General features: G+C 56.5%; 11 protein-coding genes. 4 read left to right on the top strand and 7 right to left on the bottom strand.

Features of this window, described 5'->3' with window-relative positions:
* Window positions 1–30: 30 nt before the first annotated feature.
* Window positions 31–1,029 (bottom strand): TRAP transporter substrate-binding protein DctP, encoded by a 999-nt coding sequence (gene dctP / locus BMX68_RS19140; RefSeq protein ID WP_017134406.1) that lies wholly within the window; start codon window positions 1,027–1,029, stop codon window positions 31–33.
* A 63-nt stretch (window positions 1,030–1,092) separates the two neighbouring features.
* Window positions 1,093–2,301, bottom strand: a complete 1,209-nt coding sequence (locus BMX68_RS19135; protein ID WP_017134407.1) for a CaiB/BaiF CoA transferase family protein — start codon at window positions 2,299–2,301, stop codon at window positions 1,093–1,095.
* Between the two features lie 160 nt (window positions 2,302–2,461).
* Between BMX68_RS19135 and BMX68_RS19130 the strand changes: the two genes are divergently transcribed.
* Entirely contained in the window at window positions 2,462–3,382 is a 921-nt protein-coding gene (locus BMX68_RS19130) for a LysR substrate-binding domain-containing protein (protein ID WP_017134408.1), read from the top strand.
* A 202-nt stretch (window positions 3,383–3,584) separates the two neighbouring features.
* Here the strand turns inward: BMX68_RS19130 and antC are convergent, their stop codons facing one another.
* From antC to antA, 3 genes are read right to left on the bottom strand one after another with little or no spacing between them, the layout of a single operon-like run.
* A complete protein-coding gene (gene antC / locus BMX68_RS19125; RefSeq protein WP_017134409.1) occupies window positions 3,585–4,628 on the bottom strand; it encodes an anthranilate 1,2-dioxygenase electron transfer component AntC in 1,044 nt (347 codons plus the stop codon).
* An 18-nt stretch (window positions 4,629–4,646) separates the two neighbouring features.
* Window positions 4,647–5,138 carry an anthranilate 1,2-dioxygenase small subunit gene (gene antB / locus BMX68_RS19120; RefSeq protein WP_017134410.1) on the bottom strand — a complete coding sequence of 164 codons (492 nt, stop codon included), beginning with the start codon at window positions 5,136–5,138 and terminating at the stop codon, window positions 4,647–4,649.
* 2 nt (window positions 5,139–5,140) lie between these two features.
* On the bottom strand, window positions 5,141–6,529 hold the full coding sequence (antA, locus tag BMX68_RS19115) for an anthranilate 1,2-dioxygenase large subunit (RefSeq protein WP_017134411.1): 1,389 nt from the start codon (window positions 6,527–6,529) through the stop codon (window positions 5,141–5,143).
* Between the two features lie 410 nt (window positions 6,530–6,939).
* On the opposite strand from antA, the gene BMX68_RS19110 reads away from it, so the two are divergent.
* Both BMX68_RS19110 and BMX68_RS19105 read left to right on the top strand, forming a co-directional pair.
* Complete coding sequence (locus BMX68_RS19110) at window positions 6,940–7,953, top strand: AraC family transcriptional regulator (protein ID WP_074862501.1); 1,014 nt, start codon at window positions 6,940–6,942, stop codon at window positions 7,951–7,953.
* Between the two features lie 152 nt (window positions 7,954–8,105).
* Entirely contained in the window at window positions 8,106–8,603 is a 498-nt protein-coding gene (locus BMX68_RS19105; RefSeq protein ID WP_211208535.1) for a DUF3788 domain-containing protein, read from the top strand.
* Window positions 8,604–8,759: 156 nt separating this feature from the next.
* Here BMX68_RS19105 and BMX68_RS19100 read toward each other — a convergent pair whose 3' ends face one another.
* Complete coding sequence (locus BMX68_RS19100) at window positions 8,760–9,533, bottom strand: AraC family transcriptional regulator (protein ID WP_039792975.1); 774 nt, start codon at window positions 9,531–9,533, stop codon at window positions 8,760–8,762.
* 257 nt (window positions 9,534–9,790) lie between these two features.
* On the opposite strand from BMX68_RS19100, the gene BMX68_RS19095 reads away from it, so the two are divergent.
* Window positions 9,791–11,131, top strand: coding sequence for an MFS transporter (locus BMX68_RS19095; RefSeq protein ID WP_017134415.1), 1,341 nt, complete (start codon window positions 9,791–9,793; stop codon window positions 11,129–11,131).
* A 25-nt stretch (window positions 11,132–11,156) separates the two neighbouring features.
* Here BMX68_RS19095 and BMX68_RS19090 read toward each other — a convergent pair whose 3' ends face one another.
* Window positions 11,157–11,699 (bottom strand): cupin domain-containing protein, encoded by a 543-nt coding sequence (locus tag BMX68_RS19090; protein ID WP_017134416.1) that lies wholly within the window; start codon window positions 11,697–11,699, stop codon window positions 11,157–11,159.
* Window positions 11,700–12,175: the final 476 nt, after the last annotated feature.

The following is a 12,175-nucleotide window of genomic DNA, read 5'->3' as shown; positions in this document are numbered from 1 at the left end:
GAACGGATCGGGCGGCTCATCCGCCTGCCTTCACTTCTGGGCGGTTTGGTTGAGTTGTTCCACGGCCTCCAAAAGACGCTTGGCTTGCGGGCTGATGCTGGCATAGGCGGGCCATGCAGTGTTTTTGGCCAGGGTCAGCCATTGGTCGTATTCGTCCTTCGACATTTGCCGCACGTCGACTTTCGCGGCCTTGAACCTGGCGACCACCTCGGCTTTGATCTTGTCCTGATCGGCATTGAAGTCGGCCAGCGTGGCGTCGGCAGCCTGTTCGAAGATCTTCTTCTGTTCCAGGGTCAGCGCATTCCACGCCCTTGTCGAGATCACCAATGGCTGAAACACCACGAATATTGTGTAATCACCGCCCAGCGTTGCGTATTTGACCTGCTCATACAGACGCATGCTCATCAAGGTTTCAAACGAGGTCATCAAGCCGTCCAGCACGCCGCTTTGCATCGCGTTGTACAGCTCGGTGGATGGCATGGCGTATACCGAAGCGCCGGCTTTCTCCAGGACGGTGTCCACGGTTCGGTCGGCCCCCCTGAACTTCAGGCCCTGAACGGTTTGCGGTGTGGTGGTTGGCCGTATCCGGTTGGCGATGCCACCTTCTGTCCACCACCAAGTCAAAATATGAAAGCCCTGCTTCTCGGCGACTGCCTGCAATTGCGTTTCATAGTCGGTGCCTTTGAAACGCATGGCATCCTGCACGCTGCTGACGGCTCCTGGCAGGATTGTGATGGAAAATTCAGGTGCTTTGCCCACGCCGTAGATCAGCGGAAAAATTGCCAGATCGATCGAACCGCCCGCCAGCGCATCGATTTGCTTGATCGGGTTGCTGATCAGCGAAGCGCCTGGATAAATCCGGAACTTGAACGAAGGATCGCGTTTGACGACTTCGTCGGCAAATTGCCGCGCGCCTTTGTCACGGCCATCGCCCTGCGGCCATTGATGGGTCAGCTTCAGTGTTTCGGCTTGAGCTGTGCCCAACATCAGCACGCTGGTTGCCAATAACGCCAGGTTCATGAATTTCATCATTGATCTCCGTTTTTATTATTAATAACACTCTGACCATAGACGGCTTATCGTTCGTGCTGCTCAGAATGAACGGTTACATTGATGCACCACTTTCTTTTCTAACAATTGCGCGATTGTTTCTGGCGAGAGACCGTAATCGGCCAGCACTTGCTTTGTATGCTGACCAAACAAAGGCGGGGCGGTACGCACGGAGCCTTGCGCCAGCGAAGCCATTTTTATTGGCAGAGCCACCTGTTTCAGTGCGCCGAGTAGTGGATGTTCAACGGTTTCAACCAAGCCGCAAGCGATCACCTGTTCGTCATTGAATACGTCTTCCAACGTGTTGATAGGCCCCGCCGGTATGCCGGCCTCGATCATCGCCGAGGTCCATTCCATGCGGGTTTTCTTGCGCAAACTGCCTTCGAGCAATGCCTTGAGCGCCAGGCTATTGTGCATGCGCTCGGCGTTGGTCTTGAAGCGGCTGTCTTGCGTCAGTTGCGGCAACTCCAGAATATGGCAAAGGCGAATCCACATATCCTGGGCCGCCGGTGCCAGATTCAGCGGGCCATCGGCGGTCTCGAATGTGCCGTAGGGGGCGATCACTGGATGAACGTTGCCTGATGGGCCGGGAATTTCGCCAACGCTCAGGTAGCGTTGACCCTGAACGCTGAGCAATCCGATCAGGCTGGCCAGCAAGGAGGTCTCAACCTGTTGGCCACGACCGCTACGCTGGCGCTCGATATAGGCCGCCAACACCCCCATCGCGACCCACATGCCGGCAGTAAGATCGCCGATGGCGGTGCCCACTCGAGTCGGGCCTGATTCCGGCGTGCCGGTCAAGCTCATGAAGCCGGAATAGCCCTGCGCGATCTGGTCGAATCCGGGCCAGTTCCTGGCGGGACCCGTGCTGCCAAAGCCGGAGATGGAGGCGTAGATGAGTTCCGGACGGTGGGCGCAGAGTGTTTCATAACTCAGTCCCATGGCAGCCATGGTGCCCACTTTGAAGTTTTCCACGACCACATCCGATTTCAGTGCCAGTTCCTTGATCAAGGCCAATCCCTCAGCCTGACGGAAATCGACCCCAATGTCCTTCTTGTTTCGGTTGGCGCTAAGATAATAGACGCTTATATCGCCATCAAACGGCCCCCACTGACGAATCATGTCGCCATGGGGGGTGGGTTCGACCTTGATGACCTCGGCTCCCAGATCCGCCAGGATCATGGAGCAAAAAGGGCCGGATAATGCGCGAGTCAGATCGAGTACCTTGACGCCGGAAAGAGGCAATTGCATGGAGCGTGTCTCCTGGATTGCTTTTTTGTTCTTTTCAATGATCCTAGGCATTCATCGAGGCAGACTGAAATACCGTTTGTTGAGCGTGCTATAAGTTTTTCTTATCGAGCCTTGCAGACGCTCTGTTCAGACACTCACGGCAACTTCGCAGGAGAACGGCTTGAATCTCAAACAGCTGAACTATTTCGTGAAGATCATTGAAGCGCAGAACATGACGCGTGCTGCCGAGGGGCTGCATATCGCGCAACCGGCACTGAGTCAGCAAATCACCCTCTTGGAGGATGAACTGGGTGTAAAGTTGTTGAATCGCAGCTCGCGGGGAATCCAGGCAACGCAGCAAGGCGACCTGTTATATCGGCATGCGAAAACGATCCTGCGACAGGTCGACAACACCCGTGTCCTGATCTCCAAGAAAGAGGGCGACATGACCGGCAATGTCTCGATCGGCATGCCTTCCAGCACCTCAAAGTTGCTGGCGTTGCGTTTGATGCGGCTGGTGAAGAAGCGTTATCCATCGATCATGCTGGAAATCGTCGATGCGCCCAGCGCCGACCTGGTGTCGCTGGTCGGGCATGGTCGAGTCGACTTTTCATTGGTGCCGGACCCACAAAAACCCAAGGACATGGATTTTTTGCCGTTGTTTCGTGAAGAGTTGTATTTGATGACACGCCATGACGTGATCCCCACCACAGGGCCCGTGTCGTTGAAACGAATCGCCGAGATGCCATTGATTCTTCCCAGCATGCCCAACACATTACGGTCGCGGGTCGAGCATGCGTTTTTAAGGGCCAACCTGGCGTTCGATCTGTTCGGCGAGGCCAGCACCTCGGCCATCCTGATTCCCGCCGTGCGTGCCGGCTTGGCGGCGACGATTCTGCCTTACTCGGCGGCTCACGAGGAAATCCTCAACCGCCAGGTTGACATCCACGGTATCGAGGGCGGATTCGGGCGAGATGTCTACCTGTGTATCAGTAACACGCTGCCCCTATCACCGGTTACTACGACCGTGATTGATCAATGCCATGCGGCCCTGCATGAGTTGCTGGAAAATGGCTTCTGGAAGGGCTGCGAGTTGTTATAGCCAGGCCTCTCTCCAGGTCAAGCGTCGCCTAGGGACGCTTTGCAGGGTTTAAAAGCGAGGTGTCGAAGTAGATATCCGGATAGTCGCCCGCCCGCGGTCCACGGAGCGTCTGGATCGGCAACGCGCCATCAAGGGCGAATAGGGTATCCATGGCGGCGGGCAGGGCTAATGTTCTGGTGTGGCAGCGAACAATTGGCTCGGATCAGGTCGGAGCGACCACCGATGTCCAGATATCACTCTCGGTAAATTTTTCGCAGTACAAATGAACGTTGTCCAGTGCCTGGGATTGCAACCAGCCCTTGATCGATTCGACCATCGCCGGTGGCCCGCAAACGTACATGTCGACCGGCGCCTCGCGCAGTTCAATGCTATCGAAGTGTTCGGCAATGTAGCCGCGTTTGCCCGACCATTGCGGCGTCGGATTGCTGAGCACTTCGGTGTAGCGAAACCCAGGTATGCGTTCGGCATAGGCTTGGATGCGTGGGCGTTCGCACAGATCGGCAGCGTCTCGCACGCCGTAGTACAAATGCACCGGTTGCGCACATCCACGCTCGGCCAGTTCATCGAGCATACCCAGCAGGGCGGAAAGCCCGGTACCACCAGCCACCAAGATCAAGGGTCTGGCCACGTGACGAAGATAGAATGCGCCCAGAGGTGCCTCCAGTCCGATGTGGTCCCCCACCTGACAGCGTTCACGGATGTAGTTGCTCATTACCCCTTCGGGTAACAGTCGAATCAGGAATTGCAGTTGATTGTCGCCGCTCGGTCGATTGGCGAACGAGTAGGACCGCTTACTTTCAGTCCCCGGGATCAGCAATCGAGCGTATTGCCCCGGTAGAAAATCCAACGGGTTGCTCAAGCCAAGATGCAAACGCAGGATCGCAGTACTGGCTGAAATCTGTCGGACTTCAGTGACCGTGCCGCTGAGTTGTTTGGGGCCTGCGGCATGGCACAGACTGGAAGCAAAATCGAAATAAAACGTCGCATCGGACTTGACCCGAGTTTGGCAGGTGAGCATTTTGCGTTGTCGCAGGTCCTGGCTGGAGAGCGCGTCCTCATCGACATAGTCCTGGCTGTAATCGCCCGACTCGCAGCGGCCCTGACAGGTTCCGCAGACGCCTTCGCGGCAATCCAGAGGAATGTTGATGCCATTGCGCAGGGCGGCGTCGAGCAGTATTTCGTTGGGCTGTACGGGAAAGAACAGCGTTTTGCCGTCGGCAAAGCTGAACGCGACCTTATGGTGCATGCTCCGGTCTCCAGGGGGTCAGAGGTGGTAGAAATCGAGCACTGAATTGATCGTGTCGTTGAGCAGCAGGACATGCTTGCGGGTGATCAGCCAACTGTCGGCGTGGGGCTTGAGGCGATAGGTCGCACGACCGTAGAACTGCTCGGAAGTGGCCAGGCGATAGAACAGAGTGTGCCAGTTCAGGCGCACCTCCAGCTCACTGTCGTCGAGTTCGCTGATCCGCACGTTGTTGATCAAATGCGAGGTGCGCGGCATCGGGGTCGACGAGGCAGATTTGCCGGTGCGCAGGCGGAACACCCGGTCTTCCAGTCCAGAGCGATTCGGGTAGTAGATCAGCGACATTTCGCGTTTCGGGTCGCGCGTGTAGACATGTTCTGAGTCCCATTGCGGCAGGTGAAACTCACTGTATTCATCGAACAGGTTGATATAAGCGTCCCACTCCTGGGCATCGCACAGTTCGGATTTGCGGTAGAAAAACTGTTCGATCTGATACTGCAATTGCACATTCATGTTCACACCTCACGTAGCTTCAGGGATTTGGCTTCCAGGCCATCGAGCAGGAATTTCTGCCAGTTGCTGTGCTGATTGACGTAAAGCCCTTCGTGGGTGAATTCGGTGCCGGTCATGGCGGGGGCAATGCCGATGGACTCGCTATTGGGGGTGGCGGCGGTTACCCAGCGATGGCTGCCGCGGGAAATATCGCTCCAGCGCTCCAGGCGCGCCTGGAAACCGCGCTGAGCTTCGCGGAACTCCGCCAGGTCATCCGGTGTACCCAGGCCCGACACGTTGAAGAAGTCCTCGAACTGACGAATGCGGTTTTCCCGATCCGCGTCCGATTCGTTTTTAACCCCCAGGCACTGGCTGATGATCTCGGTTTTACTCCAGGTCAGCGGGCGGATGATGCGCAGTTGCGAGCTGATCTGATCGAGGAAAAACAGGCTTGGATAGATGTTCAGGTTGCGCAGCCGATGCATCATCCATTCGGCTTTTTCCTGGCCGTGTTCTTCGATCAGCCGTGGCATGATCGTGGCGTAGCCGGAGCGCACTGTGGGGTTCGGCATGTCGCTGAACAGCAGACTATGGCCGTTGTTGAACGCAAACCAGCCGTCATCGGTGTTGGCGTCGCCGGCGCCCAGTTTGCTGTAGTCCAGGGTGTGGCTGGCACGACTGCCGTTCTCGCTGTTGACCTGCTGGCGGTGTTGCACCGTGGCCACGTAGTTATAGTGGACAGTGCTGACGTGATAGCCGTCCAGGCCGTTTTCGTTCTGCAGTTTCCAGTTGCCGTCATAGGTGTACGCCGACTTGCCGGGCAGTACCTCCAGTTCGCCGGTCGGCGATTGAGCAACCATCATGTCGAAGAACACCCTGGCGTCGCCGAGAAAGTCTTCGAGGCTGTTATCAGCGAGGACATCCAGGCTGATAAACACAAAACCCTTGTAGCTCTGAATGCGCGCTTTTTTCAGGCCGCGTGCGGCCTTATCGAAACCTTCGGGGTATTCGCCGGGCGCCTTGACCTTCACCAGGCGGCCGTCGCTTTTGTAGCACCAGGCATGGAACGGGCAGGTAAAGGTCGATTGGTTGCCCTTGCCGACGCGAGTCAGGGTCGTGCCGCGATGCTGGCACGCGTTGATCAGCGCATTGAGCTGACCGTCGCCGTCGCGGGTAATGATCATGGGCTGGCGGCCGGCGCGCATCGTGACGAAGTCGTGATTGTTGGCCAGCTCGCTTTCATGACAGGCGTAAATCCAGTTCTTTTCGAAGATCAGTTCCATCTCCAGATCGAACAACTGTGGCTCGGTGAATATGTCCCGGGCAATCCGGAATACGCCGTCTGTCGGTCGGAAGTCTATGCAGCCCTCGATAAACGCTTTCCATTGCTCGACGTTCTTTTCGCCACCCATGGGTCTATACCTTTTTTATTTGGGCCAATCGGTTGTACTCATTAGAGAGAGTGAGGCGGGTAGGGGTCTATCCGATTTGTCGGCGAAGGCAGTCCAAAAAATTGCAGTGGCGCCTAAAAGATCCGCTGCGCGCCGGGTAACAGATCCACGTATCAAACCGTGCAGCTCCTATCCAAATCTCGCATCCAGCGATAAAAGGCCACACCTGTCTGTAGCATTCAGGTACTGTCTGGCAGGACGGGTGTAGTGTTCGAGGACGCGTCCAAGGTTTAAAACGACTGCTCTATCCACTGAGTCGGTAATTGCTATCCACTGGGTCGGATTAGCGGCTTTGTCGCTTGGAACTTGCTGTTTTTGCGGGGGATACGCGCCGTAGAGCGCGCAGAAAACATGGTCGTGGGTGCATCGTGATGAACAGCAAAACTAATGCGCAGTTTCGCGATATTCGTATTGATAGATTTGACCTTGAAGGTGCGAGGACCTGGATGTCTGGCATCTGTGGGCCGCATCGTCTCGTGACCGCGACCCCCGAGCGGATCCGCTTTCACCACAGCGCTAATGTGTTCAAGTCGATGGCCACCACGTTGGGCACTATCGAGTACGGCACTGATGTCACTGTCGATATCGAGGACGCTGAGCATTTCAGCAGCTACAGCCTGAGTTTGCCGCTGGTGGGCGAGCAGGAACTGAGCAAGAACGGCAGTGTGGTGAAGTCCAATCGCGATCAAGGTGTGATCATTTCACCGAATGAAAACCAGGTGCTGGCGATCTCCGGCGATTGTCGCAAAGTCCAGGTGGTCATCACGCGTGCCGCCATGAGTGAGTCTCTGGAGGATATGTTGCAACGACCGTTGCAAGCTCCGTTGCGTTTCGAGTCGGTGATGGATGCGGTCGATGGAGCATCGGCTTCGTGGTGGCGAATGGCACGTTATTTCATCGCCGAACTGGAGCGCGGCAGCGAACTGTATGAGCAGTTGGCGTTCACCCGGGATATCGAGAGTTCCTTGATCAAAGGCTTGATCCTTGCTCAACCGAACAATTATTCCGAAGAGCTGAAGCGCGTGTTGGGCGTGAAGTTGCCGCACTATCTGATCAAAGCCAGGCAATACATCCACGCCAATGCCCGAGAATCGCTGCGCCTTGAGGATATCGAGGCCGCGAGTGGGGTTTCACGCTTCAAGTTGTTCGAAGCCTTCAAGAAGCACTTCGCACTGTCGCCGATGGTTTACCTGAAAAAATACCGCTTGAATGCCGTGCGCCAGGATATCCTTGAGTACGGCTCTGCGCGCAACATTTCCGAGATAGCCTTGAGCTGGGGCTTCACGCACCTCGGCCGCTTTTCCGTTGAGTACCGCAAGTTATTCGACGAGTCCCCGAGCATGACCTTGCAGCGTAACGAGGCCCGCCGCATGCGCAGTGTATAGCGGCACGAGCAGCCTTTAGTTGTGCACCCGCCCATCCAACGCAATCACCCCGCGTTCGACAAGATCAGTGTCGGTACCGTATATTGGTTTCGTTGAAATCGCCGTCATTGTCGCCCCCCGATAAGCGCTGGTCCAGCCGGAGCCGTGGATAGATGAACGTTCCATCCCCCCATGACAGTCAGCAAGAAAACGACATGGAACAATCGCCTCAGATCGGCGATAGGATCGCCGGCAAATCAGCCCCCCCTGATGAACGCACTGTTCGCGACTGGATCGGGACGGAGGCGTTTGAGCATTGGGTGCAGTTGCGAAGCTGGATCGACGCATCCTACCCCGGTGTTTTCGAGCCGGATTGGCTCTATGGTGGCAAGAAACGCGGTTGGTCCCTGCGCTACAAGAAGATCAAAGCGTTCTGCACCTTACAGCCAGCATACAGGTTGTTTTCGGTGCAGGTGGTCTTGGGTCGAGCAGAGCGAGAGAAGTTTGAGGAGCGGCGTTATTTTTGGCCCCCGCAGTTGGTCAAACTCTACGATGAAGCTCGCACCTACCATGACGGGAAATGGCTGGCAGTTGCAATCTCATCCGCGGATGATCTGCATGATCTGAAAGAGCTTGTGAGTATGAAGCGCCCTCCATTGATCAGCTCCTGATTTATTTGCGCGCACACCATCAGCTCATCTCCTCGGTCATCGGCTAGCGCTTCACGGGTTGCCTAACTGCAGGCAGCACTGCCTTGCAAGTGATGAATCCAGATAGCGCCTCCCGAAACCGGTGTCAGCCCAAGCTGCGAGCGACTCAGAGAGTTGCTACAGCTTTCTCATGTCGCCGGGGCTACCCGAGTCGGGGAGATGCTGAAGAAAGGCGGTGGGTGTCATTTTCGTTACCTGTCGAAAGGCAAACGAGAACGCCGCTGTGCTGGCGAAGCCTACGTCTGCCGCGACCCGCGAGATTGAGTCTCCCGCCGAGAGTCGATCGATTGCCAGGGCGATCCGTGCTCGTTGCCGCCAGACCTTGAAGGTCAATCCTGTTTCTACCGGGAACATGCGGCTGACGGTGCGAATCGAGGTGGCTGCTCGATGGGCAAGGTCACTGACTCCGAGGTGCATCCGTGAATCGGCTAAAGCCAGATCAGCGACGCGTCTTGCGATCATACCGGTTGGCATCGGCAGGAATACTGGAAGGTCGGGTGTCTCGCTAAGCTCGTGAAGAATCAATCGGGCGGCGAGTTCGGCTTTTGCAGACGATATATCTTCCTTGAAGCTCGTGGCGATCAATTCCCGCAACAGTGGAGTAACCGCGACAGCGAATACGTAATCGAGTGGCCGTTCTGGCGCCCACGTCCGTAACGCCGAGGGATGCCAATAGATCATCCGTAATTCGGTATCGGAAAGCATATCGACCCGATGAGGCATGCCGGCTGGCATCCAGAGTGCGAGTTGGGGAGGGACGAACCAGCGTCCAGATGCGGTGTAGACCTGCATGGTTCCCGAAGCCGCGAAGATTACTTGTGATTCCTCATGCTCGTGCAAGGCGACGGACGCACCTCGGGACTTCGTCCGGTGAAGAATCCTGAATGGCATAGGTAGTTGCGCTTGGCGTGTCATATATGTCGATTGGCCGCACATCGTTCACACGCCTTAGTATCATTGTCTGCAGCGTCTATGTCCATCCCGGCTTGTTTAACGGAAGAGCTGATAGTGAAGAAAATACCGCTCATTAGTGCACGGATATGGCCGACATCGGATAACTATTGCTGTGACATTGCGTATCGATCTACAGCGTCTAAGGGGATGTGCGCCGTGGGCCGTCTAAAGACCGCGCGCGAGATTGCATCCTGATGAGTGGCGTCGAGTGTTTAACGACGTCGAAGCGCCGCTGGGCAATGGTCTGCATCTTGCTGGGACTGGGGCTAAGTTCTCTTGGAAGCGCCATCGTGAATATCGCCTTGCCGAATATTTCGCGTTCATTCACGAGCAGTGATGCAGCGGCCGTTTGGGTGGTGAATATCTACCAGCTTTCGGCAACGGTCTGTTTGTTGCCTGTTGCAAGTCTGGCCGAATCACTCGGTCTGAAGCGCCTTTATGCCGCCGGTCTAGCTATTTTTGTTCTCGCCTCGTTGGGGTGCGCTTTGGCTCCAACATTGCCGATGTTGCTCGGGGCGCGCTTGGTTCAGGGGGCTGGAGCGGCCGCGCTTGCTGTCGCGGGCGTTGCGTTTGTAGGGGTGATCTACCCACACCGCAGGGTCAGTAAGGGGCTGGCGTTGGTCGCGTTAGCGGTGGCGATACCCGGAGCCTTGGGGCCTACCATCGCGGCGACAATACTCGCCGTGGCACAATGGCCTTGGTTGTTCCTGGTGAATGTTCCATTTGGCCTCGTGCTACCTCTATTTATTGCCGTCGCACCACCGGACGTTCGAGTCGCTCGCCGGCTTGATCTGACCGGGACCGTTCTCAATGCGCTAGCGTTCGGGCTTTTCGTCGTTGGAGTCGGCACGCTGGGTATCGGCGATTGGCGCATCGCCACGGGAGAGATCGTAGTCGGTCTGGTCTTTTTTAGTCTCTTCATTCGGCAACAGCAGCGGCACCCTATGCCAATGTTGCCATTCGATCTTTTCCGCATCCCCCGGTTTACCCTATCGGTGTGGACATCTGTCTGCTCCTACGCGGCACAAATTCTAGCTTACGTCGCCTTGCCGTTTTTATTTGAGACGGAGCTTCATCTTTCCGCCGTGGAAACAGGTTTTCTTGTAACGCCCTGGCCGTTGATGACCGCCGTCACCGCCCCAATCGCTGGTCGTTTGATCAACCGTTACCCGGCCTCGGTGATTTGCAGCACGGGGTTGGCAGTGTTGGCCGGTGGTTTGCTTTTGCTGGTCTTCTTGCCTGCGGCTCCGGCGCAGTGGGATGTCATATGGCGATTGGCTCTTTGCGGTATCGGCTTTGGTCTGTTCCAGACGCCGAACAACACCGCCATGATGACAGCAGGACCTGTAGGGCGTAGCGGCGCTGCAAGTGGGATGAATGCCGCGGCCCGATACGTCGGATGGTCTCTCGGTTCCGCCTTGGTCTCACTGATCCTCGCCACGGGTGGAAATCATGGCGCGGTCTTTTGTCTGATCGCCGGTATGGCTTTCGCTCTGATGGGAGCCGCCACCAGTAGCGCTCGGCGATTCAGATAGCCTCCCCGTGCGTAATGCCGGCCACTCAAGGTGGTAGAACCAGCGGCCCGCAGTTGTCGTCAGCCACGAACATCGCCACAAGCTTGGCGGGGTGTACCGGATCGGGGTTCTCTGCAAACAAGTGCAGCGCGCCGGCTGGCTCAAAGAAGGTTTCGCCGAAGCGATAATCACCTGGGGGACTACCGGCCAATTGCGAGCGGATCGTGCCTTCCAGGATCACGGCAGTGACAGAGCCTGGATGGCGATGAGCCGGCGAATAGCCCAGTGGCGGAAAGTTAACGAGGAGCGTAGTAACCGACTTGCCTGGCACGTTCGGCAACGGTTCGCATGAAATCACTTTGGGTGAGGTCGCGGGCCTGACTGCGCCGGATTCGTCGGTGTTCACGGTTGCAGACGAGAACAGTGGCCTGCCGATACCGGTGCACAGATCGGCCAACCAGTCTACAACATCCTTCTTCCCGTCATGTGGCAATAACACTCCGCTGACGGCGAGCATTACGGCGGCCGCAGCCACCCCCACAAGCATCTTTTGGCTACCGACGGGCGCAAATTCCAAGGTTTTCTTCATCGCACAGTCTCCACTTGCCAGCGTTGTCGATGCAATTACGTACTTGCCGTGCCTTGACGACAAGGGCTCCAGAAATCCTGTGGGGATCATGTCCTTGATTGATGTCGGGCAAGCGGCTGCCTGCTTGGAACGCATTATAGGTTACGACTCGAATGTCGCGGGCACCAGAGCCAAGAAGCGAGTAAATGAGTGGACCATGCAGACCGATGCCCCTGCCGAGCCGTTCGTTTTCGTTGCAGACAGCATAAGGGTCATTGCGGCTGTCAATGGGCAATGGATCGGGGCTTGGCGCTAATACTCCGAAACTGACAGCAGTGCTTTATAGGTGTACCCGCCAGCCGAAGTCCGAAGGCTAAATAGTTAATTGCAGGGGAGACGTGGAGCGTCATGATCAGGCGCCGTGATGTGCTAAATTCAGCGGTTTAACACTCATGGTCGATCTGATCAAAGCATGACCTCCTTCCATCTCTCCCGCT

The sequence above is a fragment of the Pseudomonas agarici genome (assembly GCF_900109755.1).
Classification (GTDB): domain Bacteria; phylum Pseudomonadota; class Gammaproteobacteria; order Pseudomonadales; family Pseudomonadaceae; genus Aquipseudomonas; species Aquipseudomonas agarici.
Note: the sequence above shows the minus strand (reverse complement) of the source record. Positions and strands in the feature narration are given on the sequence as shown.